Source organism: Variovorax sp. M-6 (assembly GCF_052114385.1).
In the GTDB taxonomy this organism is placed as follows: Bacteria; Pseudomonadota; Gammaproteobacteria; order Burkholderiales; family Burkholderiaceae_C; genus Variovorax.
The window spans coordinates 260573-286561 of sequence record NZ_JBFREQ010000004.1 but is presented as its reverse complement, the minus strand read 5'-3'; the positions used below and the strand labels follow the sequence as shown (position 1 = coordinate 286561).

At 69.7% G+C, this 25989-nt stretch carries 20 protein-coding genes; 6 read left to right on the top strand and 14 right to left on the bottom strand.

Annotated elements, in window-relative coordinates:
• Window positions 1-12: 12 nt before the first annotated feature.
• The 6 genes from AB4Z46_RS07200 to AB4Z46_RS07175 are packed head-to-tail and all read right to left on the bottom strand — an operon-like array spanning window position 13 to window position 6580.
• Window positions 13-1173: a thiolase gene (locus AB4Z46_RS07200; protein ID WP_442282790.1), complete on the bottom strand. Its 1161-nt coding sequence runs from the start codon at window positions 1171-1173 to the stop codon at window positions 13-15.
• Window positions 1170-1541 (bottom strand): Zn-ribbon domain-containing OB-fold protein, encoded by a 372-nt coding sequence (locus AB4Z46_RS07195; RefSeq protein ID WP_442282789.1) that lies wholly within the window; start codon window positions 1539-1541, stop codon window positions 1170-1172. Before AB4Z46_RS07195 ends, AB4Z46_RS07200 begins: the two co-directional genes overlap by 4 nt.
• A gap of 31 nt (window positions 1542-1572) precedes the next feature.
• Window positions 1573-2739: an acyl-CoA dehydrogenase family protein gene (locus AB4Z46_RS07190; protein WP_442282788.1), complete on the bottom strand. Its 1167-nt coding sequence runs from the start codon at window positions 2737-2739 to the stop codon at window positions 1573-1575.
• On the bottom strand, window positions 2736-3974 hold the full coding sequence (locus AB4Z46_RS07185; RefSeq protein WP_442282787.1) for a CaiB/BaiF CoA transferase family protein: 1239 nt from the start codon (window positions 3972-3974) through the stop codon (window positions 2736-2738). Before AB4Z46_RS07185 ends, AB4Z46_RS07190 begins: the two co-directional genes overlap by 4 nt.
• Window positions 3971-5788 (bottom strand): acyclic terpene utilization AtuA family protein, encoded by a 1818-nt coding sequence (locus tag AB4Z46_RS07180; RefSeq protein ID WP_442282786.1) that lies wholly within the window; start codon window positions 5786-5788, stop codon window positions 3971-3973. Before AB4Z46_RS07180 ends, AB4Z46_RS07185 begins: the two co-directional genes overlap by 4 nt.
• Window positions 5789-5815: 27 nt before the next feature.
• A complete protein-coding gene (locus AB4Z46_RS07175; RefSeq protein WP_442282785.1) occupies window positions 5816-6580 on the bottom strand; it encodes an enoyl-CoA hydratase/isomerase family protein in 765 nt (254 codons plus the stop codon).
• A gap of 293 nt (window positions 6581-6873) precedes the next feature.
• Between AB4Z46_RS07175 and AB4Z46_RS07170 the strand changes: the two genes are divergently transcribed.
• Window positions 6874-7596 carry an IclR family transcriptional regulator gene (locus AB4Z46_RS07170; RefSeq protein ID WP_442282784.1) on the top strand — a complete coding sequence of 241 codons (723 nt, stop codon included), beginning with the start codon at window positions 6874-6876 and terminating at the stop codon, window positions 7594-7596.
• Window position 7597: 1 nt separating this feature from the next.
• On the opposite strand, the gene AB4Z46_RS07165 is transcribed toward AB4Z46_RS07170, so the two are convergent.
• The 6 genes from AB4Z46_RS07165 to AB4Z46_RS07140 all read right to left on the bottom strand — a co-directional run bounded on the left by AB4Z46_RS07165 (window position 7598) and on the right by AB4Z46_RS07140 (window position 16808).
• On the bottom strand, window positions 7598-9994 hold the full coding sequence (locus AB4Z46_RS07165) for an acylase (RefSeq protein ID WP_442282783.1): 2397 nt from the start codon (window positions 9992-9994) through the stop codon (window positions 7598-7600).
• A 76-nt stretch (window positions 9995-10070) separates the two neighbouring features.
• Window positions 10071-10829: a glutamine amidotransferase gene (locus AB4Z46_RS07160; protein WP_442282782.1), complete on the bottom strand. Its 759-nt coding sequence runs from the start codon at window positions 10827-10829 to the stop codon at window positions 10071-10073.
• A 30-nt stretch (window positions 10830-10859) separates the two neighbouring features.
• Window positions 10860-12260, bottom strand: a complete 1401-nt coding sequence (locus tag AB4Z46_RS07155) for a GTPase/DUF3482 domain-containing protein (RefSeq protein WP_442282781.1) — start codon at window positions 12258-12260, stop codon at window positions 10860-10862.
• The gene (locus AB4Z46_RS07150; RefSeq protein WP_442282780.1) at window positions 12257-13639 is read right to left on the bottom strand and encodes a DUF2868 domain-containing protein; all 1383 of its coding nucleotides are present in this window, start codon (window positions 13637-13639) and stop codon (window positions 12257-12259) included. The genes AB4Z46_RS07155 and AB4Z46_RS07150 overlap by 4 nt, the downstream gene beginning before the upstream one ends.
• Before the next feature lie 320 nt (window positions 13640-13959).
• A complete protein-coding gene (locus AB4Z46_RS07145; RefSeq protein ID WP_442282779.1) occupies window positions 13960-15831 on the bottom strand; it encodes an ABC transporter ATP-binding protein in 1872 nt (623 codons plus the stop codon).
• An 89-nt stretch (window positions 15832-15920) separates the two neighbouring features.
• Entirely contained in the window at window positions 15921-16808 is an 888-nt protein-coding gene (locus AB4Z46_RS07140; protein ID WP_442282778.1) for a LysR family transcriptional regulator, read from the bottom strand.
• Window positions 16809-16899: 91 nt separating this feature from the next.
• On the opposite strand from AB4Z46_RS07140, the gene AB4Z46_RS07135 reads away from it, so the two are divergent.
• Together AB4Z46_RS07135 and AB4Z46_RS07130 are read left to right on the top strand one after the other, a co-directional pair.
• Window positions 16900-17721 carry a DODA-type extradiol aromatic ring-opening family dioxygenase gene (locus tag AB4Z46_RS07135; RefSeq protein WP_442282777.1) on the top strand — a complete coding sequence of 274 codons (822 nt, stop codon included), beginning with the start codon at window positions 16900-16902 and terminating at the stop codon, window positions 17719-17721.
• A 57-nt stretch (window positions 17722-17778) separates the two neighbouring features.
• Window positions 17779-18657, top strand: a complete 879-nt coding sequence (locus AB4Z46_RS07130; protein WP_442282776.1) for an alpha/beta fold hydrolase — start codon at window positions 17779-17781, stop codon at window positions 18655-18657.
• On the opposite strand, the gene AB4Z46_RS07125 is transcribed toward AB4Z46_RS07130, so the two are convergent.
• Complete coding sequence (locus AB4Z46_RS07125; protein WP_442282775.1) at window positions 18654-19589, bottom strand: aldo/keto reductase; 936 nt, start codon at window positions 19587-19589, stop codon at window positions 18654-18656. The genes AB4Z46_RS07130 and AB4Z46_RS07125 overlap by 4 nt on opposite strands.
• Window positions 19590-19743: 154 nt before the next feature.
• Here AB4Z46_RS07125 and imuA point away from each other — a divergent pair, with 154 nt between their 5' ends.
• From imuA to AB4Z46_RS07110, 3 genes are all read left to right on the top strand, one after another.
• Window positions 19744-20544 carry a translesion DNA synthesis-associated protein ImuA gene (gene imuA, locus AB4Z46_RS07120; RefSeq protein WP_442282774.1) on the top strand — a complete coding sequence of 267 codons (801 nt, stop codon included), beginning with the start codon at window positions 19744-19746 and terminating at the stop codon, window positions 20542-20544.
• A 184-nt stretch (window positions 20545-20728) separates the two neighbouring features.
• Window positions 20729-22006: a DNA polymerase Y family protein gene (locus tag AB4Z46_RS07115; protein ID WP_442282773.1), complete on the top strand. Its 1278-nt coding sequence runs from the start codon at window positions 20729-20731 to the stop codon at window positions 22004-22006.
• Window positions 21999-25364 carry an error-prone DNA polymerase gene (locus AB4Z46_RS07110; protein WP_442282772.1) on the top strand — a complete coding sequence of 1122 codons (3366 nt, stop codon included), beginning with the start codon at window positions 21999-22001 and terminating at the stop codon, window positions 25362-25364. The genes AB4Z46_RS07115 and AB4Z46_RS07110 overlap by 8 nt, the downstream gene beginning before the upstream one ends.
• Window positions 25365-25387: 23 nt before the next feature.
• On the opposite strand, the gene AB4Z46_RS07105 is transcribed toward AB4Z46_RS07110, so the two are convergent.
• Window positions 25388-25948, bottom strand: coding sequence for a methyltransferase family protein (locus AB4Z46_RS07105; RefSeq protein ID WP_442282771.1), 561 nt, complete (start codon window positions 25946-25948; stop codon window positions 25388-25390).
• Between the last annotated feature and the right edge of the window lie 41 nt (window positions 25949-25989).

Here is a 25989-nt window from a genome sequence, read left to right as displayed (position 1 = left end):
CGTTCGGTGCGCTCAGTCCAGCGTTGCCGCGCTGCCGAGGATCACGGTGGACTGGCTCGACAGCTCGCCGCCGTTGCCGTGGGCCAGCGCCAGCTGCGCGCCCTGGACCTGCCGCTCGCCGCAGGTCCCCATCAGTTGCTGGGTGGCCTCGGCGAGCGTGAACAGCCCGTACATGCCCGGATGCACGCAGGACAGCCCGCCGCCATTGGTGTTGACCGCCAGCGAGCCGCCCGGCGCGATGCGGCCTCCCTGGACGAAGCGGCCGCCTTCGCCCTTCGGGCAGAAGCCCAGGTCTTCCAGGAACAGGATGGTGTTGATGGTGAAGGCGTCGTAGAGCTCCACCACATCGATGTCGGCGGGCGTCACGCCGGCCTGGGCGTAGGCCCGCGCGCCGGACTCGGCCGCGGCCGTCACGGTGAGGTCCGTGGTGGCGGAGATCTGCCGGTGGTGCGTGGCCTCGGCGGCGGCCAGCACGTAGGCCGGCCTGTCGGCCAGGTCCGGCGCGCGTTCGGCGCGCGTCATGACGATGGCGGCGGCGCCGTCGGTCACCAGGCAGCAGTCGCGCACGCTGAGCGGGTGCGACACCATGCGCGCGGCGAGGCACTGCTCGATCGTCAGCGGCTCGCGCAGGAAGGCCTCGGGATTGAGCTGCGCCCAGCCGCGCGCGCTCACCGCCACCTCGGCCAGCTGTTCGCGCGTGGTGCCGAACTCGTGCATGTGCCGCGCCGCCGCGAGCGCATAGGCGGAGGCCGGGACCAGGGCCTTGTACGGCGCCTCGTAGGGGGAGGGCATCAACGAACGCACCAGCTTGCCGGCGGCGCTGCGCTGGTTGCTGCCGTAGGCGATCAGCGCCACGTCGCACTGCCGGGTGGCGAGCGCCAGAGCGGCCCACATCACATAGGTCTGGAACGAGGAGCCGCCGACACGGTTGTTGTTGGTCAGCCTGGGCCGGATGCCCAGGTACTCCGCCAGGCCGAGCCCGGAGAGAAAGTCGGTGGGCAGGCAGACGAACAGTCCGTCCACCTGGGCGGGGCTCAGCCCCACCGCCGACAGCGCCTTGACGCTGGCCTGGGCAGCCAGCTCCATCGAGCTGAAGCCCGGCGCCTCGCCGATGGCGTGGGTTGCCGCACTGACGATGGCCGCCTGGCCGCGGGGAAAGGAGGGCCGGTTCATGGTTGCGCTTCGGTGGCCGGCTCGAAGACCACCAGCGGCCCGTCGGCCTCGCGGATCACCTGCGCTCGCACCCGCAGGCCGATGCGAACGTCCTGGGCGGGGATGCCGTCCACGCGGCTCATCATCCGGGGCCCTTCGTCCAGGTCGACGAGCACCACGTTGTAGGGGGCGGCCGGCGGCTTCACGTGGATCACGGTCACCGAATAGACGACGCCCAGCCCCGAGGGCTCGACCCATTCGAGCCGCGTCGAGCCGCTGCCCGGTTCGGCCACACGGGGATAGAACAGGTGACGGCCGCTGTCCAGGCAGCGCTGGATCATGAATCGGCCTTCGTCGAGAAACTGGGAATAGTCGTGGTCGGGGTGCATGGCAAGTGGATGGAAAAAAGGAACGGCTCGGCTAGTAGGACTTCGGCAGCCCCAGCACCCGCTCGGCGATGTACGAGAGGATCAGCTCCCGGCTCACCGGCGCGATGCGGGCGATCATCACTTCGCGCAGATAGCGCTCGACGTGATACTCCCTGGCATAGCCGAAGCCGCCGTGGGTGAGGATCGCGCGCTCGCAGGCATGGAAGCCGGCCTCTGCGCCGAGGTACTTGGCCGCGTTGGCTTCGGCGCCGCAGTCGCGGCCGTGGTCGTAGAGCCAGGCCGCCTTCATGGCCATCAGGTTGGCGGCTTCGAGTTCCATCCAGTTCTGCGCGAGCGGATGCTGGATGCCCTGGTTCTTGCCGATCGGGCGGTCGAACACCACGCGCTCGTTGGCGTAGTCGGTGGCCTTGCGCAACGCGGCGCGGCCGATGCCGATCGCTTCGGCGGCCAGCAGAACCCGCTCGGGATTCATGCCGTGCATGATGTACTTGAAGCCGCGGCCTTCCTCGCCGATCCGGTCTTCGACCGGTATCTCGAGGCCGTCGATGAACAGCTCGTTCGAGTCGACCGCCTTGCGGCCCATCTTCTCGATCAGGCGAACGTCGACCTTGCTGCGGTCGAGGTCGGTGTAGAACAGCGACAGGCCGTCGCTGTGCGACTTCACGTCTTCCAGCGGCGTCGTGCGGGCCAGCAGCAGGATCTTGTCAGCCACCTGTGCGGTCGAGATCCACACTTTCTGTCCATGCACCACGTAGCGGTCGCCGCGGCGGACGGCGCGCGTCTTCAGCTGTGTCGTGTTGAGGCCGGTGTTCGGCTCCGTGACGCCGAAACAGCTCTTCACCTCGCCGCGCACCATCGGCGGCAGCATGCGCTGCTTCTGCTCGGCGTTGCCGAACACGACGACCGGGTTGAGCCCGAAGACGTTGATGTGGAAGGTGGCGCAGCCCGTCATGCAGGCGCCGGACTCAGCCACGGTCTGCATCATCAGGGCCGCTTCGGTGACGCCCAGGCCGGAGCCGCCGTATTCTTCCGGGATGGCCAGGCCGAGCCAGCCGTCCTTCGCCATCGCGGCATAGAAGTCGTGCGGGAAGTCACCGCTGTCGTCCTTCTGCAGCCAGTACGCTTCGGGGAATGCGGTGCAGGCCTGGCGCACCGCATCTCGAATTGCCTCCTGCTCGTCCGTGTAGCTGAAGTTCATGCGCTTGCTTTCGAGGGAGTGGTGCCGGCGCTGCCGCTGGCGATCATGGCGTCGATCTGCGCGTCGCTGTAGCCCGCTTCGCGAAGGATCTCGAGGGTGTGTTCGCCCTGCAGCGGCGCATGGCGCGTGGCGCGGGGCTGCGTGCGGGACCAGGTGCTGCCGTGGCGCAGGGTGCGCAGCCGTCCCTCCGAAGGATGTTCCTCGGTGCCGAAGTGCCCGGTCGCGCGCAGGTGCTCGTCGTCGAAGATGCTTTCGAGGTCGTGCACCGGCATCGACGGGATGTCCACCTTGCCGAGGACATCGAGCCATTCGGCCGTGGTCCGGGTCGCCAGGATACGTTCGACTTCCGCGTAGATGGCGTCGATGTGCTCCGTGCGCGTCGACAGGCTCCTGAAGCGCGGGTCCTCGTCGAACTCGGTCTCGCGGCCGAGCAGGCGAAACAGGCTGCGCCACTGCTTGTCGGTGTAGATGAGCGCGCAGACGTAGCCGTCGCGCGTGCGGTACGGCCGCCGTCCGCGCGACAGCAGGCGCGCGTAGCCTCCGGCGTCCAGCGGGGGATCGAAGCTCAGGCCCGCGAGGTGGTCCGACAGGATGAAGTTGACCATGGTCTCGAACATGGGAACGTCGATGCGCTGCCCCATGCCGCTGGCCTGGCGCTCGACGACCGCGCCAAGGATGGTGGTCGCCGCGACCAATCCGGTGATGCGGTCGGCGATCGCGGCCGGCACGTACTGGGGCGGCCCGCCGGTGCTGCGCGCGAACATGGCCGCCAGCGTGGAGGCCCCCTGCATCAGGTCGTCGTAGGCGGGGCGGGCGGCATAGGGGCCGTCCTGGCCGTAGCCGAAGACGCCGACGTAGATGATGCGCGGGTTGATCCGGGCCAGTTCTTCGTACGCGAGACCGAGCCGCGCCATCGCCTGGGGCCGCACGTTGTAGACGAAGATGTCGGCGTCGGCCACCAGGCGAAGCAATGCGGCCTTGCCGTCTTCCGTCTTGAGGTCGAGCACGATGCTGCGCTTGCTGCGGTTGGTGTTCAGGAACACCGGGCCCATGCCGGCGTTCCGTGCCGGGCCGATCAGCCGCACCATGTCGCCCTCCGGCGCCTCGACCTTGACCACGTCGGCGCCCATGTCGCCCAGCAGCTGGGTGGCGTAGGGCCCCATGAGCACCGCGGTCAGATCGATGATGCGCATGCCGCGCAGGGGCTGGGCCGCCGACGCAGGGTGCGCGCTCATGCGGCGGCTCCTTCTTCCTGCAGCCAGTGTGCCGGGACGTCGATGTCCTGGTCCAGCAGCATCTGGGCATGTCCCTTGCCTTGCGGGTCGTAGCGCAGCGAGGCGGTGCCGCCGCCGCCAAGGGCTTCATGCAACAGGAAGTTGAAGCCGTTGAGGCCCGGGCATTCGAAGCGCTCGACGCGGCCCCGCACCAGATGCCCGAGGGCCTGGCGGACCCGCTCGGTCGTCAGTTGCTCGCGCAGCACCGCCACGAACTCGGGGCGCCGAGCCAGCACGGCGATGTTCGAGATGTCGCCCTTGTCGCCGCTGCGCGCCCAGGCCAGGGCGAGCAACGGGACCCGCTTGACCGGCCCGCGGGAAGACGATGCCGCGTCTTCGTGCGGTGACGACGAGGTGGCGCGCGCCGGCATCGTGTCGACCGCCGGCGCGCCGTGCGCGATCGCCACGGCATGCCGCTGGCCGTCGATCTCCATGTGGACCGGTGCATCGGCCTTGGGCAGCAGGAACGAGAACAGGCGAACGACGGGCTGCACCTTGGGCCGGCCGCCCGAGACGCCGGCGATCCCTTGCACGGTGCTGGTCGAGGTGGGGAATATCTCGCGCGCGAAGACCTCCAATGCCTTGGCTTGCGGATGCCGCACGGCGATCTTCAGCACGACTTCGCGCGTGGCCTGCATGCGCGCGTGCGGGCCGTAGGTGTCCTCGGCGCCGAGCAGTTCCACCGAGCTTTCGGTGTAGGGGCCCAGGCCGTCGCGGGCCAGGATCCTGCCGGTGCGTTCGAGGATTGCGTTGGCCACGGCGCGCGCCTTGGGCGCGGCGTCGACGCCCTTGACGAGCAGCGTGGCCAGGCAGCGGTAGCCGTCGACCCAGGTGGCGCTGACCTTGTAGGTCGAGGTGGGCGCAAGGCCCCGGGCGTTGCGGACTTCGACGCGGTCGCGGCCCAGTTGCCTGAGCGTGACCTGGGAGAGGTCGCACACGACATCGGGCAGCACATAGTGCGCCGGATCGCCTACTTCGTAGAGCACTTGCTCCGCCACCGTGGCGACGGTCACCATGCCGCCGGTGCCTTCGGGCTTGGTGACGACGAAGCTGCCATCGGCGCGGCATTCGGCAATCGGAAAACCGATGTCGGACCAGCCGTCCTTCGCTTCTTCCCAGTCGGTGAAGAAGCCGCCGGTGCACTGGGGGCCGCATTCCACCACGTGACCCACGAGCGACCCGGCCGCCAGCAGGTCCCATTGGTCGGCCGTCCAGCCGAACTCGTGGATCAGGGGGCCGAGCGCAATGGCGCTGTCGACGCATCGGCCCGTGACCACGATGTCGGCACCGGCCGCCAGCGCCGCCGCGATCGGAAATGCACCCAGGTACGCATTGGCCGACAGCGGCTTGGCCGGCAGGGAGGCGCCGGTGCCCATCTCCCTGACGCCTTGCGTGCGCAAGGCGTCGAGTTGCGGCATCAGGTCGTCGCCCAGCACCGCGGCCACCTTGAGCGACACGCCGCGGGCGCCGAGTTCCCGTTCGATCGCCGCCTTGCACGCCAGCGGGTTGACGCCGCCCGCGTTGGCCACGACCTTGATGCCTCGGGCCGCGATGTCCTGCGCGAAGGGGCCGATGACGTGCGTGACGAAATCGGTGGCGTAGCCCAGTTCGGTGTTGCGCTCGCGCACCCGGGCGAGGATCGACATCGTGATCTCGGCCAGATAGTCGAGCACCAGGTACTCGATCTGGCCGGACTGGATCAGTTGCCGTGGCCCTTCGGGCGTGTCGCCCCAGAAGCCCGCGCCGCAGCCGATGCGGACAATACCTTGATTCATTGTGGTTCTTTCAGACGGAGGGAACGCTCAGACGCCACGCCACCGCGGCGCACGCTTCTCGGCAAAGGCCCGGGGACCTTCCTGTGCGTCTTCGCTGAGGTAGACGCGTTCGAAGAGCCGGTCGCCCACGCGCAGCGCCGCGGAGCGCCCCATTTCGGTGGATTGGTAGACGAGGGCGCGGCAGGACTTCACGGTGAGCGGGGCGTTGGCGGCGATGCGCTGCGCCAGTGCACGTGCCTCGTCGAGCAGGCCGGCCCGCGGCACGACGCGGTTGACGTAGCCGAGTTCGTGCAGCCGATGCGCGCCGATCGAATCGCCGGTCAGCAGCAACTCCATGCAGATCCGCTGGGGCAGCATGTGGACCAGCGGCGCCGCCCAGGGCGTGCCGCGGCCGACCTTGGCTTCGGTGATGGCGAACACCGCGTCGTCGGCGGCGACGCAGAGATCGCACATCTGGGCCAAGAGCCAACCGCCGGCCAGCGCCAGGCCATTCACCGCCGCAATCGTCGGCTTGCTCACGTGCGTGTCGTCGCCCAGCGTCGGCACGAAGCCCCGGGGGGGAATGCGCAGGGCGGTGGCGCTGGCTTCCTTCAGGTCCATGCCGGCGCAGAAGGCGCGGTCCCCCGCGCCGGTCAGGATGGCCACCTTCAGCGAGTCGTCGTTCTCGAACCGGTGCCATGCGTTGCGCAAGCCATCGCGCACTTCCTGCGACAACGCGTTGAGCCGCTGCGGGCGATTGATCGTGATCACGGCGACCGAGTCTTCGATCGCGAATTCGACGGCTTCTTCCACGGTGTCTTGTCTCCAGCTTCTTGTTTCTTTGGGATCTTGTTGTTCTTATATAAGAACGTATAATCCGATATAAGAATAATATGAGCACGACAAAACACTGTCAACATCCACGATGAAGAAATCGACGCAGGTACCATTTCCGGACCGGTCCGCCAGAAGCTCCCGGGCCGAACAAGCTATCGAAACACCCAGCGCACGTTCGCGCTTTCCTGACCGTCGCCATGCCATCCAGTGATCCGCTCCAACCCTCTCCGGACGACCGGGCGTCGCCGCCTCGCGCGCCATTGCGGGTGATGCAGATCGTTGCGGAGCTCGCGTCGAGCAATGGAGGCCTCTCGCTGGCGAGGCTGAGCGAAAGGCTGGGCCTTCCCAAGACCAGCCTGTTCAGCCTGCTGCGCTCGCTCGAAGCCGGCGGCTACGTGATCTCCGAGAACGGACACCATCGTCTCGGCCAGGAGGCCTTCAATCTGGCTGCGGCGATCCGGCGCAACGACGGCTTCCCGGGCAACGTGCGCCAGGAACTCCAGCGCCTGCAGCAGGCCTGCGGAGAAACCACGATGCTCGGCGTGCCGGCACGCGACGGGACCCATTTCGTGTACGCCGATGTCATCGAGGCCACGACCTGGCTGCGTTTCAGCGCCAACGTGGGCGCGCAAAGACCGCTCTATTCGACGGCGATCGGATTGATCCTCTTTGCCTACGCCTCGCCGGAGCAGCAGAAGAAGTACCTCGCTGCGACGGAGCTGACGCCCGTCACGCCCACGACGCTGGTCACCCGGAAGGCCCTGCTGGAGGCCGCCAAGTCGATCCGTGCGGCAGGCTTCGTCAGCAGCAGCGGATCGGTGGATGGCGCCACCGGCATCGCGGCGCCGGTGTTCGGGGAAGACGGCCAGGTCGTCGCGGCCGTGGGCTTCGCCGGCCTGACGCCGCGCATGGAGCGGCATGCGGCCGAGTTTTCGATCCTGGTGATCGACACCGGGAAGCGGATGTCCCGGATCCTCGGCAGCCCCGGCTGATTCAGTAGGCCAGCTGCAGCGGCGCGCCCACGCGCTGCGCCTCGATGTCGGCGCGGTGGAAGGGCAGCGGATGCCATTTCTTGGCCGAGAACAGCGGCAGCTGGTCGTAGGAATGCGGCGAGGCCGGGTCGCTGCTCTGGCCATAGGTCAGCAGGCCCTGCGCCACCGGGCCGCGCTCGTCGAAGCCCACGGTCTGGATGTAGCTGCTGCCGTAGTTGATGTTGTAGCCCTTCGGGTCGATGGCGGCCTGACCCTGGCTCTCCACCTTGTTGAGCACGCCTTCGAACTCGTCGCCGCCGGGGATCGTGACCTTCTGGCCGCGCACCATGCGCGTCTGCACTTCGGCCAGCGGCACGTCGGCCGCGAAGCCGGCGACGCGCACGATGCCGACCGCGTCGCCGAGCGCCTTGAAGACGGCGTCGCGCGTGGCCGGCGTGGCCATGTCGAGGCCGGCCGGCGTGACCACCGGACGGGCCGGATCGAAGGGCACGCGCCAGACCTTCGGCACCTCCTTGGCCTTGCGCCAGAACTCGCGGAACAGCGGTGCGCCCTTCGACGCGCTGTTGCTGGTGCGATCCCAGGATGCCAGCACGCGGCAGCCCTGCGCCTGGTCCGGCGCCAGCGCCGCGGCGTTGGCGCTGCAGGCCGCGGCGAGGTCGTCCATCACCAGCATGCCGGCCAGGTTCTTGTCGCGGAAGATCACGCTGCGCAGCTCGGCGCCGCCCATCCTGTTGCCCGGAAGGCCGTCGCTGCCGGCCAGCCGGCCCTCGATTTCCATGATGCCGCTGCGGGTGCGCAGCCGCTGCGTCGTGCCGGTGAAGCCGACCAGCGGCGAGATGCCGGCCGGCGGCGCGATCCGCGGGTTGCTGAGCCAGAAGCTGTCGTTGCTGTTCTGCACCCAGTCCGGCGTCACGATCACCGGCATGCGCGCCGGCGGGATCGCGCCGGGCATCGCGGCGGCGCTGTCGCGCGTCCAGGCGCAGGCCGAACGCGAGCCGTCGAGCACCGGCAGGCCGGCCGCGGCGAGCAGCGCGGCGGCGGCCGGCGAGGGTGCGCAGGACTTGAGCAGCTCGGCCGACACGTCGGGCACCACGGACAGGTCGGCGTACATCGCATTGCCCTCGCGGTCGGCCGCGAGGGTGTTGATCCACGGAATGCCCTGGTTGCCCATCGCGGCGCGCAGCTCGGCCACGTTGCGGGCCAGCGCCATCTGCATCCAGCTCTGGGCCGAGCGCGTGTTGAGGGTGTTGACGTCGCGGATCGCATAGGCCTTGGTGGCGCTCCAGTCGAGGCCGGCGCGCGGCATCGAGATCACCGGACCCCACTCGGTGGAATAGAAGGTCTTCTGCGCCGGCGGCGTGCCGGCCTTGGCGGAAGCGGCCGGAAGCACGATGGTCCTGGCGGTCATCTTGCGCGGCTGGCCATCCACGAGGTAGACGGTCGGGTCGGCCGGGTCGAGCTTCAGCTCATAGAGCGTGAAGCGCTTGCCGGTCGAGACGGTGTGGGTCCAGGCCACGTCCTTGTTGAAGCCGATCGACACCACCGGGCTCAGGCCGCCGGTCGCGCCCATCACGTCGAGCTTGCCCGGGATCGTGAGGTGCAGTTCCCAGAAGCGGTTGGTGCCGGTCCACGGGAAGTGCGGATTGCCGAGCAGCAGCCCGCGGCCGTCGGGCGTGGCGTTGCGGCCGAAGGCCCAGCCGTTGGAGCCGAACTCGCCGCCCTCGGGGTTGGCGTTGAAGCTGTGGCGCGAGATTTCCGCCACGGCCTGCGGCAGGTCGACCGGGGCGGCCGAGGTCTTGGTTCCCGGCGCGGGCGGCGCCGCAGCGAGCACCGCGCCGGCCAGCGCGCCGATGCCGCCCTGGATCATCGACATCTCGGTGGTGCGCGCCAGGTCGGCCTGCGTCATCGGCCGCACCCAGGGCTTGCCGCGGCAGGCCTCGGGCAGGCCGTTCGGACCGGCGTCCTGCAGATAGCGGTTGTAGCCGGCGACATAGCCGCGCAGCGAGGCGCGCACGTCGGGCTTGAGATCGGCGGCGGCGCGCGCGAGCGCGGCGTCGTCCATGTGCGCGCGGATGAACAGGTCGATCTGCGCATTCGGCGCGCGGCCCAGGCCGAGCTCGCCCGTGCCTTCGGCGCCGAGGAATTGCGAGCGCTCGCCGCGCACGGTCAGCAGGTGCTCGGCGGTCTGGCAGACGTTGTCCTGCGCATGGGCGTAGCCCACGCCGTAGGCGACGCCTTCGTAGTCGGGCGCGGTGATGTGGGCGATGCCGTAGGTCGTGCGTTCGATCGTCACGCTGCGCGTGCCGGGGGCCGGCGTGCTGGCGCAACCGGCGAGCAGGGCGGCGAGCGCGAGGGCAACGGCGCTGGAGGCGCCCGGGGCGCGGCGCGGGCTTGTCATGGCATTCATGTATCGAGGCTTCGGAGTGGAAACGAGCCGTCGATTACATGTTGCGGGCCCTGGACTGCGATGCGTGCTAACCCGGGGGCGCTGTCGCCAAGGCGTCGTGTTCTTCGGCGATCCGGGCGAAGCGGCCGAGCAGCTGCGCCGCCGCCGCGGTGGCGGCCACGCGTTCGCGCAGCGCCGCCGGGTCGCTGCCCTCGGCGCGCAGCGCATCAGCCAGATGGTCGACGTAGCCGCGCATGATCTCGGCGTCGAACTCGGGGTGGAACTGCAGGCCCCAGGCGTTCTCGCCGACCCGGAAGGCCTGGGTCGGCTCGAAGGCATTGCCCGCGAGCCGGACGGCGCCCTCGGGCAGCCGCAGCGCGCTTTGCCGATGTACGACGTGGGCCTCGAAGCGGGCCGGCAGGTCGTGCATCAGCGCGTCGGCGGCGGCTTCGGGCCGGAGCTCGACCTCGACCGTGCCGATCTCGAGGCCGCCCGGGTGATCGCCGGCTTCGCCGCCCAGCGCATCGGCCAGCAACTGGTGGCCGAAACAGATGCCCAGCGTCGGCGTGCCGTGGGCGACCAGTTGCGCGAGCCAGGCGCCCGTGGCCTCGCTCCAGGGCTCGCGGTGCGAGACCATCGCATGCGAGCCGGTCACGATGGCGCCCGAGATCTCGGTCGGCGAGGGCAGCTGGTCGCCGCGGCGCGGGTCGAGCACCACCACCGGCAACCGGGTGTCGCCGAGGCCGGCCGCCATCCAGTGCTCGAAGTCGCCGCGCTGTTCGCGCAGGGCGTCGAAGGTTTCGCCGACCTTGATGATCGCGAGCGGGCGGGGAGGGATGTTTTCCATTCCGCGATGATGCCGGATTCCGTCCGTGCGTCAGGGCGCATCGATGGCGGGCGGAACGCGCCGCGCGACCTCCGCCACCAGCGCCTGCCGCTGTGGCGCCTCGCGCCAGCGCAGGCGCGTGCCGGTTTCCCATTCCGGGTGGCTGCGCGCCGGCTGCGCGGCGCGCACCAGGTCCGCGAGCGCGCGCTGGGCCGCCGCCGCCGGTTCGCCGGCGCCGGCGGCGATGCGGTCGACCGCGGCATGGCCGCGCTGCTCGAGCGCGCGCAGCAGTTGCAGCTGCCAGGCCGCGAGCACGAACAGCACGCGGTCCTCGACCGTCAGCTCGTGGAGGTCGCGCAGCTTGTTGGCCAGCTTGCGGCCCAGAGGCCCGAGGCCCTGGGAGACCGCGCCGCCGATGGCGCCGCCCAGCGCCGCACCGGCGCCGAGAGAGAGGCCGGCCAGCGCGAGGTCCGCCACCACCCCGACCGCGGCGCCCACCGCCACACCTTTGCCGAGCAGGATCCCGGCATCCTTCATCGCCTCGGGATGGAAGAAGTCCATCGCCCACCGTCCTTCCACCAGCGGCAGCGGCGACTCGTCGGCGTCGCCTTCGCGGAAACCGTAGAGTGCCAGCAGGTCGTCGGCGCAGCGCTGGGCCTTGTCGAAGACGGTCTTCTGCAATGCCACGATGAGCCGCTGACGTGTCGACGGGTCGGCGAACTCGCCGGCCGAGACGGTGCGCCGCATCGATGCGGCGTCGACCAGCAGTTCGGCGATGCGCCGGCCCGCGGCGGCGCGGCGCTGCGCGAACTCCGCTTCGAGGAAGGCCGCCACGCGGTCGAGGGCAGCCCGCCGGTCGCGCAGCAGGGTCGCGAGGTCGCGGTAGAGCTCGCGCTCGGCGCCGACGAAGGGCGCCGCCGCATCGAATCGCACCACCACGTGCAGCCCGTAGGCCGACAGCAGTTCCTTCCACCCGGCCTCGCGGCTGGCGCCATCGCGCACGAAGTTCAGCACCGGCAGCACCGGCCGCGCGCAGGCGTTCAGCAGTTCGATCTCGGCGCGGAACTTGGGCAGCACCGGCTCGCGTGCATCGATCACCAGGAAGGCGGCATCGACCTCGAGCAGGGCGCGCAGCACCTTCGCTTCCTGCTCGAACACGCCATGCGCTTCGGGTCCCCCCAGGAACAGGCGGATGCGCTCGGGCGGCGTCGCGGCCTTGTCGAGCGCGTCGATGTGTTCGCGCAGCGCGACGGCATCCTCGAGGCCCGGCGTGTCGAGGAAGCGCACGGCCGCCGCGCCATCGACCTGCAGGTCGACGGCTTCGACATGCCGCGTGGTGCCGGGGCGTTCCGAGACCTCGCCGAAGTCCACCCGGCGCGTCAGCGTGCGCAGCAGCGAGGTCTTGCCGGCGTTGGCATGCCCGACCACGGCGATGCGGATCGGCGTCGTCATGCCCAGCCGTGCAGCACGGCCTCCGGTGCATCGTCGGCGCACAGGCCGTCCAGGCCGACGTCGGCGAGCCAGGCCTGCCAGCGCAGGCGGGCCGCATCGTCCGCCGCGGTGCCGAGCAGCCACAGCCGGCATTCGCCGCACAGGGCCATCACCTCGCGCACGAAGCGCTCGGTGCCGCGGTCCGGACTGGTCGCCGCGCGGCAGCCGATGAGGACGCGGCGTGGGCGCACGCGGGCCAGGGTGTCGAGCAGTTCGCGCCGCTGGGCCGCACTGCCGTCGATCCGCAGCGCGCGCGTGCCGGGGATGTCGAGCCCGGCGGGTGGCCAGTGCTGTTCCGGGTGGAGTTCGAACCCGATGGCGATCAGGGTGTCGGTGGTGTCGCCGGCCGACAGGTGCGCCGGCGCGCCGTGAGGGATGCTGCCGGGGTCGGCATCGACGATCTGCCTTGGCTCCAGGGCTTCGAAGCGCGCGAGCAGCCGATGGAAGTAGGGCTCCGACAGATCGGGCCGCAACGCCTTCCTGCGCGCCAGCCAGACGGCCGCGCTCAGCAGCGCGAAGGCCAGCCGCGGCAGCAGCCCGTAGACCACGAGGCAGCCCGTGAGCCAGAGCGCCCAGGCGCGCTGGCCCGACGCCGCGGCGAGCGGCGACAGCACGGCTTGCGCATCAGGCACCGGGAAGCCCAGCCAGGCCGGCGCCCGCCCCAGCCACTGCACGCCGTGCACGAAGAAGTCCGGATCGAGGATGGTGGTCTCCCAGTTCAGCGTGTAGCTGCGGAATGCGAGCGCGAACAGCATCGCCGCGAGCACCACGGCGAACGAGAGCGTCCAGATCGCATGGCTCACGAAGCCCAGTGCCCAGGGCAGCAGCCGGGCGCGGGCCAGCACCCGTGTCACGGCGCGCAGCAGCACCGGGGCCTGGCCGCGCCGGCCCCCGGCCACCCGGGCCGTGAGCGAGAGCCAGAGCCAGCCGAAGGAGCCCTGGAAGGCGCCGAGCGGCACGACGAGCCCGAGGAGCCACAGCAGCAAGGTGAGCAGGTGCAGGCCCAGCAGACTGGCCAGCGCCACCACGACGTTGATCCGCCGCTCGCCGCCACCCAGCACATTGCCCGCGAGGCTGAGGCCGGCGACGACGATCAGCGCCACCAGGCCCAGCAGCACCCACGGCGCCCAGGCGCGTGCGCGAGACAGCTCGCCCTGCAGCCCGATGCGCAGGCCCAGGATGCGCGCGCGTTCGGCGATGCGGCCCGCGGCGTCGGGTCGCAGGCGCATCGCCTCGCGCACGGCTTGCGCGTCGTCGAGCGGGCCGGACTCCTCGATCAGCTTCACCGCCTCGGTGATCGCCGCGTCCTGCAGCGAAGAGTGGGGCGCAACAGGATTCAACGGCTTCCTTCAGATCGGGGAACGGTCCGGCGCACCGGGGGGGAGCGCGAAATTATGCCCGGCGCTGCACGGCCCCCGCCCCATGAAGAACGGGGCCGCAAGCGACCCCGTGGACCCCCGCAGGAGAGCGGAAAAGAGGAAGCGGCGTTTTCAGCGCAGACCGAAGAACGAGAGTACGGCGACCACGACCACGACCAGACCGACGATGTAGATGATGGAATTCACGGTGGACACTCCTCTTGATTGAAGACCCGTTCACTGTGCCGGTTCGCCGCGATTTCGATGTCGGCGGCCGTCACGGCCCGCTGTAGGACTCCGGGTCAGACCGTCGACGGCTCCTCGATGGCGTCGCTTTCCTCATCGTCGCCGTCGCCCAGGAAACCCCCGCTCTGGTGTGCCCAGAGCCGTGCGTAGAGTCCGCCCTTGGCCAGCAGCGTCCGGTGATCGCCTTCCTCGACCACCCGGCCGTTGTCGAGCACGATCAGCCGGTCCATCGCCGCGATGGTCGACAGCCGGTGCGCGATCGCGATCACCGTCTTGCCCTCCATCAGGCGATAGAGGCTGGCCTGGATCGCGGCCTCGACCTCGGAGTCGAGCGCGCTGGTGGCCTCGTCGAGCAGCAGGATCGGCGCGTCCTTCAGCATCACCCGCGCGATCGCGATGCGCTGGCGCTGGCCGCCCGAGAGCTTGACGCCGCGCTCGCCCACGTGCGCCTGGTAGCCGCGCCGCCCGGTCGCGTCGCCCAGCGTCTGGACGAAGTCGTGCGCCTCCGCGCGCTCGGCGGCGGCGCGGATCGCGGCCTCGCCGGCATCGGGCCGGCCGTAGGCGATGTTGTCGGCCACCGAGCGGTGCATCAGCGAAGTGTCCTGCGTCACCATGCCGATGTGCGCGCGCAGGCTGTCCTGCGTGACGTGGGCGATGTCCTGGCCGTCGATCAGGATGCGGCCGCTCTCCAGGTCGTGGAAGCGCAGCAGCAGGTTGACCAGCGTCGACTTGCCGGCACCCGAGCGGCCGACCAGGCCGATCTTCTCGCCGGGCCTGACGGTAAGGCTCAGATCGTCGATCACGCGGCGGCCGGCGTCGCCGTAGCGAAAGCTGGCATGGTCGAAGCGAACTTCGCCGCGCGGCACCACGAGCGTCTTCGCATCCGGCGCGTCGAGCACGGTGCGCGGCCGCGACAGCGTGTTCATGCCGTCCTGCACGGTGCCGATGTTCTCGAACAGGCTGGTCATCTCCCACATGATCCAGTGCGACATGCCTTGCAGCCGCAAGGCCATCGCGGTGGCGGCGGCCACCGCGCCGACACCGACCGCGCCCTGCGACCAGAGCCACAGCGCCATGCCCGCCATGCCGGCGGTCAGCCCCATGCTCAGCGTGTGGTTGACGATCTCGAAGGCGCTCACGAGCCGCATCTGGGCATAGCCGGTGCCCATGAATTCCTTCATGGCCGAGCGCGCGAAGCCGGCCTCGCGCTGGGTGTGCGAGAACAGCTTGACGGTGGCGATGTTGGTGTAGGCGTCGGTGACGCGGCCGGTCATCGAGGCGCGTGCATCGGCCTGCGCCTTGCCGACCTTGCCGAGCCGCGGCACGAAGAAGACCAGCGAGCCGATGTAGAACACCAGCCAGACCAGGAAGGGCAGCATCAGCTGGCGGTCGAGCACGGCGGCCAGCACGATCATGGTCGCGACATAGACGATCATCGCGACCAGCACGTCGGCCAGCACGAAGATGGTCTCGCGCACCGCCAGCGCGGTCTGCATGACCTTGGCCGTGATGCGGCCCGCGAACTCGTCCTGGTAGAAGGCCATGCTCTGGCCGAGCATCAGGCGATGGAAGTTCCAGCGCAGCCGCATCGGCAGGTTCACCGCCAGCGTCTGGTGCTTGACGATGGTCTGCAGCCCCACCACGCCGATGCTCGCGACGAGCGCGATGCCGAGCCACATCAGCGTGGTGCCGCGCTCCTCCCAGAGCCGGTCCGGCACCTGGCCGCCGAGCCAGTCGACGATGCGCCCGAGCATCGCGAACAGCAGCGCCTCGAAGGCCGACATCGCGGCCGTGAGCGCGGCCATGGCGGCGATCTTGCCGCGCAGGCCCTGGGTGCAGGCCCAGAGAAAGGCGAAGAGGCCGCGCGGCGGCAGCGCGGGTTCGGCGGTGGGGTAGGCGGGAAGAAGTTTTTCGAAGTAGCGGAACAAGCGGGAAGTCTCCAGTGAGGCGTCACTGTACCGGCGGGCACCGCATTGCGCACAAAGAAGGGATTTGCGGCGCGCCCTTCCCGGTGGGTCTAGGAGGCGCCCAGCCGCTCGCTGACGAAGTCGATGAAGCTGCGCAGCTTGGGCGCCATGTACTGCCGGCTGGTGTAGACCGCGAACAGCGTCACGGCCGGGGCCGCGTAGTCCGGCACCAGCCGTACCAGCCGGCCCTGGGCCAGGTCCTCGTCGACCAGCCATTCGGGCAGGAAGGACATGCCGATGCCGGCCCGCACGGCATGCAGGGTCAGCGTGGTGTCGTCGGACCTCATCACCGGCTGCAGCCGCAGCGGCGCCTGGCGACCCTTGCCGTCCCTGAGTGCCAGGCCCTCGATGCTGACGTAGCTCGGCACGATGGCGTCGAGCTTCGCGAGATCGGCGGGCCCCGCGGGCATGCCGGCCCGCGCGATGCAGTCCGGCGATGCGACCAGATGGAACTGCAGGCGGCACAGCGGGCGGGCGATCAGCGCCGGGGAGGGCTCCTGCGTGGCGCGCAGCGCGAGGTCGTAGCCATCGGCGGCGAGATCGACCTTGCGGTTTTCCAGGTGCATGTCGACCAGCACCTCGGGACAGCGTTCGCGGTAGCCGGCCAACACGTCGGCGAAGCGCGGCGTGGCGCACCACACCGGCGCGCTGACCTTCAATTGCCCGCGCGGCGCGTCGTTCTTCTGGCCGATGGCGTTTTCCGCGGCATCGAGCAGGTCGAGCGCGCGGCGGCTCTGTTCGTACCAGGCCCGGCCGGCCTCGGTCAGGCTCAGGTGCCGGCTCGAGCGATGCAGCAAGCGTGCGCCCAAGGATTTTTCGAGCTGCGCCACATGCTTGCTGGCCATCGGTGCCGAGATCGCGAGCCGCTCGGCGGCGGCGACGAAGCTGCCCGACTCCACCACTTCCCTGAAGACGCGAAGACTGGTCAGGCGGTCCATCGATGATTTCCTCCTGGGAAATGAATCAATGAATCCTAGCTTATCGATTTCTTGAAGGGAAATCCTTAGACTGACGTTCAAGGAGCATCCCATGAGCACCATTTCCACCCTGCCCACCTATTTCATCTCGCACGGCGGCGGCCCCTGGCCGTGGATGAAGAAGGAGATGGGCCACGCCTACGACCAGCTCGAAGCCTCTCTGGCCGACATGCCGCGCCAGATCGGCCGCACGCCGGCCGCGATCCTGATGGTGTCGGCGCACTGGGAGGAGCCCGCGTTCACCGTGATGGGCAACCCGCGCCCGCCGATGATCTACGACTACGGCGGCTTCCCGGCGCACACCTACCAGGTGCACTACGACGCTCCCGGCTCGCCCGAACTCGCTCGCCGCGTGCAGTCGCTGATCGAGGCGGCGGGCCTGCCCGCGGGGCTCGATGCCGAGCGCGGCTTCGATCACGGCACCTTCTCGCCGATGGCTGCTATCTACCCGAAGGCCGAGGTGCCGGTGGTGCAGCTGTCGTTGCGGCGCGGGCTCGATCCGGCCGAGCACATCGCGCTGGGCCGTGCCATCGCGCCCTTGCGCGACGAGAACGTGCTGATCGTCGGCAGCGGCCTGAGCTATCACAACCTGCGCAACTTCGGTCCGCAGGCGCGCGATGTGTCGAAGGCCTTCGACGACTGGCTCGACGAGGCGGTGGTCGATGCGGCGCCCGGCGATCGCGTCGAGCGTCTGCTGCACTGGTCGGCGGCGCCCGCGGCGCGCATCGCGCATCCGCGCGAAGAGCACCTGATCCCTCTGATGGTCGCGGTCGGTGCCGCCGAAGGCGAGGCCGGCGAGCGCATCTATCACGAGGATGCGTTCATGGGCGGCATTTCGGTGTCGAGCTTCCGCTTCGGCAAAGCCGCAGCATGAGCCGCCCGGCCGCTTGCGAATGAACGCCGAGGGGGCGACGCGCGGCACAATCCGCGGGTGCCCTATTTCTCGACCTTCGATCCCCAGGCGGAAGCCGACGCTCTCGGCCTGATCGCGCGCATCGACGCGCTGTCCACCCACCACGATGCCGTGCACGACGGCGTGCGCGTGCGCTGGCGCCGCTTCGGCGACGACGCCACGCAGCCGCCGCTGGTGCTGCTGCATGGCGGCCACGGCAGCTGGATGCACTGGCTGCGCAACGTCGAGGCGCTGTCGGCCTCGCGCACGCTGTGGCTGCCCGACCTCCCGGGCTTCAATGAATCCGACGCGCCCTCAGAGCCGCTGGCAGGCCAGGCGGCGGTCGATCCGTTGCTCGACGCGCTGTCCGGAACGCTGGACGGCCTGGTCGGTGCGCAGGCCGAGATCGACCTTGGCGGCTTTTCGTTCGGCGGCCTGATCGCCGCCAGGTTCGGCCAGCGCCGCGGCCGCATCCGGCGCCTGGCGCTGGTCGGCAGCGGCGGTCACGGCACGCTGCGGCGCATGACGGTGGAGATGGTCAACTGGCGCGCCGCCGAGGACCGCGACCAGGAGCGCGCCGCGCTGCTGCACAACCTCGCCGCGCTGATGCTGCACGACCGGGCCGCGATCGATGCGCTGGCTTTCGCGATCCACGACATCTCCTGCCACGGCACGCGTTTTCGCAGCAAGGAAGTCTCGCTGGCCGGTGGGCTGCAGGCCGCGCTGGATGCGATCGGCGGGCGCCAGTTGCTGTTGTGGGGCGAGCACGACGTGACCGCCGAGGCGCGGTCGGTGGTGGCGCAGCTCGTCGCGGGTCATCCGGGGCGCGAAGGCGTGGTGATCGAGGGGGCGGGGCACTGGGCCCAATTCGAGCGGGCGGACGAGGTCAACGCGGCGTTGCTGCGATTCCTGGCTTAGGGTCGCAGCGAAGCTTCATGGCGCAGCCAGAAGGCCGCGTCCGGAAACGAACCTGATCCGGCCGCGGCGTTGTCCGCCATGTGCTCCGGCCGGCTGGTGCCGGGAATCGTGCAGGTCACGGCGGGGTGGCTCAGCACGAACTTGAGCAGCACCTGCGCCCAGCTCGTGCAGCCGATTTCGGCGGCCCAGCCGGGCAGGGGTTTGTCGCGCAGTTGGCGCAGCAGGCCGCCGCCGCCAAAGGGCAGGTTGACGACCACGGCCACGCCGCGCTCGGCCGCCAGCGGCAGCAAGCGCTGGGCCGCCTCGCGCTGATCGAGCGAATAGTTGATCTGCAGGAAGTCGAGCTTCTCGGCGCGCAGCACCGCCTCGACCTCGGCATAGGCCGATGCGGTGTAGTGCGTGACGCCGATGTAGCGCACGCGACCCTGGTCCTTCCAGCCGCGCAGGGTCTTGAGGTGGATGCGCCAGTCGAGCAGGTTGTGCACCTGCATCAGGTCGATGCGATCGGTGCGCAGGCGCTCGAAGGACTGTTCCATCTGCGCGATGCCGGCATCGTGGCCGGGCGTCCAGACCTTGGTGGCGAGGAAGGCCCTGGCGCGCCGGTGCGACGCGGCCAGCAAGTCGCCGGTCACGGCCTCGGAGCGGCCGTACATCGGCGAGCTGTCGAGCACCGTGCCGCCGGCGGCGAACAGTGCATCGAGCACGCCCGGAAGGCGCTGGTATTCGGCGCTGGCGGGCGGGACGTCGAAGCCGATCCAGGTGCCGCAGCCGACCACGGGCAGGGCTTCGCGGGTGGCGGGGATGGGGCGGGTGTTCATGCGCTTGGCCTCCTGGGTTTGCGCTGCTGCGCGCATCGGCAACGTGGCACAGAACGACAGCGCGACGCCCAGGCGCAGCAACTGGCTGCGGGTGAGGACGGGCGCGGTGGACATGGGGAAGGCTCGGGCCGGCTGACATCTGTGGGCGGACATGGTGACCGATTGACTGGAGACTCGCGCCAATGCCCCTGCGCGCAAGTCAGCATGAAATAAAAAACGCTGGCGGACCGCAAGAATACTGTATAAAAATACAGTTATCCGATCCATCATGGGCCTTCCTTCCCTCGACTCTTTTTCCTCTTCCGCGCGCCACAAGATATGGCGCGGGGATGAGCTGGGCGTGGCCGACGCGCAGGTCGTCGGCACCGGCCATGCCGCGCTCGATGCCCAGTTGCCCGGTGGCGGCTGGCCGGTCGGGGCGATGACCGAGCTGCTGCAGTCTTCTCCCGAGGCCCATTCGTGGCAACTGCTGCTGCCTGCGCTCGCACAAGCCGTGCAGGGCGCCAGCGGCCCCGTGGCGCTGATCGGCGCGCCCCACGAGCCCTTCGGCCCTTCGCTGGCGGCGGGCGGTCTCCCGGTCGAATCGCTGCTATGGATCCGCTGCGAGGCGTCGGCCGCGCGGCTCTGGGCCTGCGAACAGGCGCTGCGCTGCGCCGACGTCGCCGCCGTGCTGGCATGGCTGCCGCAGGCCCGGGTGGGCGAGTTGCGGCGGCTGCAGTTGGCGGCTGCGCAGCACGAGTCGCTGCTGTTCGTGTTCCGGCCTGCAACGGCGGCCGCGTCCACCTCGCCCGCACGATTGCGGCTGCAACTGGCCACCTGCGAGGAAGACCGCGCGCAGATCGACGTCCATATCCTCAAGCGCCGCGGCCCGCCGCTGGCCTCGCCGATTCAGCTGCCGGCGCGCAGCGAGCGCATGACGGCGCTGCTCGCCGCGAGCCAGTTGCGGCGCAAGCTGCGCCGGCTGCAGGAGGGCGTTCCGCAAGAGGTCGAAAGGGCAACGGTGGTGCGCATCGACTTCCAGCAGGAGGGAAAGCGACATGCACTGGATCGCATTGCAGTGGCCGCTTGAACTGGCCCCCACGCTCCCCACTGCGTGTGGTTCGCTGCCCCCCGAGGGGGGCGCAGACCGCCTTGGGGCGGCCCGGCGCCGGTCTGAGGCCCCCACGCTCCCCACTGAGTGTGGTTCGCTGCCCCCCGAGGGGGCCGCAGACCGCCTTGGGGCGGCCCGGCGCCGGTCTGACCCCGAGGCCGAGGTGCTGCCTCCGTCCGCTGAAGCGCTCGGCTGGTGGGCCCTGCAGTTCACGCCGCGCGTCGCCTGGGTCGACGAAGCCCTGCTGCTCGAGGTGTCCGCCTGCGAGCGGCTGTGGGGCGGCCGGCTCGGCTTGATGCGCCAGATCGCGAGCCTGAACCCCGCGCCGGTGCGCGTGCGGCAGGTGCAGGGCGCGACCAGCCTGGTGGCGCTCGCGCGGCTGCGGATGTTCGTGCGCGGCCAGCGGCCTCCGGCCGATCTGCCGGGAGGCCTGCCGCTCGACACGCTGAGCGCCGCGCGCGATCACCTCGATGTGCTGGCGCATCTGGGCTGCCGCAGTTGGGGCGAGGTGGCGGCGCTGCCGCGCGGCGGCCTCGCGCGCCGCTTCGGCAAGGAACTGCGCGCGGCGCTCGATGAGGCGTGGGGCTTGCGTCCCGAAAGCCATCGCTGGCTCACGCTGCCCGATGTGTTCGAGCAGAAGCTGGAGCTGCCGGCGCTGGCCGAGGGCGCCAGCGAACTCATGTGGTCGGCCAACCGGCTGCTCACGGCGCTGCAGATCTGGCTGCGCGCGCGGCAGCGCGGCGCGGTGTCGCTCGAACTGCAATGGACGCTCGACCTCAAGCGCTTCAACGGCATCGACCTGCCGCCGCACCAGCAGATCGTGGTGCGCACCGCCCAGCCGACGCAGGACATGGCGCACCTGCGCCGCCTGATGGCCGAGAAACTCGCGCTCACCACGCTGGCCGCGCCCGCGAGCTGGCTGCGCCTGCGCACGCTCGACACCACGCCCTGGGCCGGCGCGAGCACGAGCTTCCTGCCCGAGGACAACCGCAAGGGCGACAAGCTGCATGAACTGGTCGAGCGGCTCAGTGCGCGGCTCGGCCCGCACCAGGTGCTGGTGCCCGCGGCGCAGGCCGACCACCGCGCGGAGCGCATGCAGGCGTGGCGGCCTGCCTTGCACGGGAAGGAGGCCGCATCGGCATTGCCGTCGCAGCAGCAGCCCGATGCGCTCTATCCCGCATGGCTGCTGCCCGAACCCCTGCGCCTCGAAATGGACGGCGAGCGTCCCTGCTACCGGGGACCGCTACGCCGGCTGATCGGGCCTCAGCGGATAGAGGCCGGCTGGTGGGGCCATGTGCAGGATGGCGGCCGGCCTGCCGTGCGCGACTACTACATCGCTGAGAGCCCCGAGGCGGGCCTGGTCTGGATCTTTCGCGAACGCTCCGCCGTCCGCTTCGCTGCCGGCGAAGTACGCTGGTTCCTGCAGGGGCTCTATGCCTGAACTGAGCGACAAGCAACTCCGTGCCCGCATTCCTGCCAAGGTGCACGCGCTGCCGCAGCGCCCCAGGCCGGCGCCGGGCCTGCCGGGTTATGCCGAGCTGCATTGCCTCACGAACTTCAGCTTCCAGCGCGGCGCATCGACGCCCGAAGACCTGGTGGAGCGCGCCTACCAGCTGGGCTATGCGGCGCTCGCGATCACCGACGAGTGTTCGGTGGCCGGCGTGGTGCGTGCCTATGTCGGCTTGCGCGAACTGCCTGCCAAGCTGGACGTCTACGAGCGCGATCATCCCGAGGAGCCGCCGATCCCGCGCAATCCGGATTTCCGGCTGTTGTTCGGCAGCGAGTTCCGCTTCGAGCGCTTCCGGCTAGTGGTCATCGCCAATGACCTCGAAGGGTGGGGCAACCTCTGCGAGTTCATCACTGCGGCGCGCAACACCGAGTTGCCCAAGGGCGAGTACCGCGTGAGTTGGGCGCACAGCGACGTGGCCTCGCTGCAGCACTGCCAGATTCTCTTCGTGCCGGATCGCAAGCCCGGCGAGGCGGTCGATGCCGACGCGCTGCACGGCGACCTGATGGCCGCCAGGGCGCTGTTCGAAGGCAGCCTCTGGCTGGCCCTGGAGATGCTCAACGAACTCGACGACGACCTCTGGTTCGTCACGCTTTTCGAAGCCGGCCGGCGTGCCGGCGTGCCGCTCGTGGCGGCCGGCGACGTCCACATGCATTCGCGCAAGCGCAAGCCGCTGCACGACGTGCTGACCGCGGTGCGCGAAGGCAGGACCGTGGCCGAATGCGGCTTCGCATTGCAGTCCAATGCCGAGCGCTACCTGAGGCCGCGCGTGCGGCTGGCCGGGCTCTATATGCGCGACATGCTCGCGAACACCCTCGAGGTGGCCGATCGCTGCCGCTTCGATCCCAAGGTGATCCGCGAGAACTACAAGTACCCGCTCGAAAGCCTGGGCATCGACGAGACGCCGGCGCAGACGCTGGCGCGCAAGACCTGGGAAGGTGCACTCAAGAGATACCCGCTCGAAAGATTCGCCTCGGGAATTCCCGAGCGGGTGTGCCGCCAAGTCCAGCGAGAGCTCGCACTGATCCATGAACTCGAGTACGAGATGTTCTTTCTCACGGTGGAAAACATCGTGAGTTTCGCGCGTGAGCAGAAAATCCTCTGCCAGGGCCGCGGCTCATCGGCCAACTCTGCCGTCTGCTACTGCCTGGGCATCACCGCGATCCCGCCCGAAAAAGGCACCCTGCTGTTCGAGCGCTTCCTGAGCCGTCACCGCAACGAGCCGCCCGACATCGACGTCGACTTCGAGCACCAGCGGCGCGAAGTGGTCATCCAGTACATCTACGAGAGGTACGGCCGCGAGCGCGCCGCCATCGCCGCGGTCGTGATCTGCTATCGCTCGCGCAGCGCACTGCGCGACGTCGGCAAGGCGCTCGCGATCGACGCGCGGCTGGTCGACGAATTCGCCAAGGACCACTACTGGTTCGACGAGACCGTGCTCGGCGAGCAGTTGCAGGCGGCGTCCGAGCGCGCGGGCGTGCACGAAGACGCGCTCAAGCTGCGCCAGTGGATCGAGCTCACGCAAGCGCTCAAGGGTTTTCCGCGCCACCTGAGCCAGCATGTCGGCGGCTTCGTGCTCACTCACACCCGGCTCACGCGCCTGGTGCCGGTGGAAAAGGCGTCGATGAAGGACCGTTCCGTCATCCAGTGGGAAAAGGACGACCTCGAAGCCATGGGCATGCTCAAGGTCGACGTGCTCGCGCTGGGCATGCTCAGCGCCATCCGCCGCGGGCTCGATCTCATGAACCGCTGGCGCGGCACCGCGCTGCAGATGCACCAGATCCCCCACAACGACCCGGAAGTGTTCGAGATGATCTGCGACGCCGACACCGTCGGCGTGTTCCAGATCGAGAGCAGGGCCCAGATGTCGATGCTGCCGCGGCTCAAGCCGCGCACCTACGAAGACCTGGTGATCGAGGTCGCGATCGTGCGGCCCGGGCCGATCCAGGGCGGCATGGTGCACCCCTATCTGAAGCAGCGCGAGCGCTTGAACCAGGGGCTTGAGATCCGCTACGAGAAAGAGGAGTTGCGGCCGGCGCTGGAGCGCACGCTGGGCGTGCCGATCTTCCAGGAGCAGGTGATGCAGATCGCCATGATCGCGGCCGAGTTCACGGCCGACGAGGCCGACCAGCTGCGCCGTGCCATGGCCGCCTGGAAGCGCAAGGGCGGTCTAGAGAAGTTTCACGACAAGCTCGTGAAGGGCATGACCGGCAAGGGGTATCCCGCCGCCTTTGCCGAGGCGATCTTCAAGCAGATCCTCGGTTTCGGCGACTACGGTTTTCCCGAAAGCCATGCGGCCAGCTTTGCGCTGCTGGTCTGCGTCAGTGCCTGGCTCAAGCGCCACGAGCCCGCCTGCTTCCTGGCCGCGCTGCTCGATGCCCAGCCGATGGGCTTCTACAGCCCTTCGCAGCTCGTTCAGGATGCGCGGCGCCATGGCGTCGAGGTGCGGCCGGTCGATGTCATGGCGAGCGACATGGACAGCACGCTCGAAGCGCGCGCGCCCGATGCGCCGCGGGCACCGCCCGGCACCGAGGCGCGCCATGCCGAACGCCTGGGCAACGCAAACCCGCCCGCCGTGCGCCTGGGCCTGCGCCGCGTGTCGAGCCTCAGCGAGGCCGGCGCCAAGCGGCTGCTCGCCGCGCGCGCCCAGGCACCTTTCACCAGCACCGAGGACCTGGCGCTGCGCGCCGAACTCGACGGCAGGGACATGGCCGCGCTGGCCGCGGCCGATGCCTTGATGTCGCTCTCGGGGCATCGTCGCCAGCAGGTGTGGGATGCGACCGCGCAGCGCCGGGCGCCCGCCTTGCTCAAGGGCGTACCGATCGACGAGCCTTCATTGCAATTGCCCGCCGCCCCCGAGGGCGAGGAGATCGTCGGCGACTACGCCTCGCTCGGCCTCACGCTGCGCCGCCATCCGCTCGCGCTGCTGCGCTCGCGGCTGGCCCGCATGAACCTGATGAGCGCGGAGCAGTTGCGCCCGCTGCCCAGCGGCCGGACCGTGCGGGCCTGCGGCATCGTCAAGGGGCGCCAGCGTCCGCAGACCGCCAACGGCACCATCTTCGTCACGCTCGAGGACGAGACCGGCAACGTCAACGTGATCGTCTGGAGCCACGTGGTCGAGGCCTGGCGCGAGCCGCTGCTCAAGTCGCAGCTGCTGGCGGTGCAGGGCACCTGGCAGCGCGACGTCGACAGCGGCGGCGAGGTGCGCCACCTGGTGGCGACCGGGTTCAGGGACCTCACGCCACTGCTCGGGCGGCTGGCGCAGAGCAATACGAGTCGTGATTTCCACTAGCTGGCACGGCAATCACCTGACAGCTACACCACGAACGGAACAAAGCGCCGCGTGCCGCGCATATAGGCACGGTAGGCCTCTCCGAAATGCGTGAGGCACTCCTGCTCGTCACGCAGTGCGGTCAGGAACAACAGCGTCGTGGCGGCCAGTGCCAGCGCCAGGCCCAGCCAGGAAAACTGCTTCAGGAAGGCGCCCCACGCCAGGCAGATCAGCGCCGTGTACATCGGGTGGCGGATGTAGCGGAACGCTCCGCTGCTCACCAGCGCGCTTGTCTTTTCGAAATCGAACAGGGCGTCGTCGTTGCGCGCCTCGGTGGGTTTCCCGATCCGTTTGAGCAGCCGCACCGCGTGCAGGGGCAGCCACGCCGATACGACGAGCAGGAACCATGACGCCAGTTGATGAGGCGCCAGTGGTTCGTTGCCCCATACAGGCAGGTTGAGAAGTACCAGCCCGAGGATGCACTCCCACGCGAAGAAGCGATAGAAGCCGTGGGAGCCCGGCTGCCTCAACGCGCGGCGCGAGGCCAGGAACAGCGCGACAGAGATGGCGACGAAGGCAGCGATGCTGGCGATGGCGTGGAACATGGCGCCGAATCTACACGGGCTTGGCCCCTCGGCCGGCCAGG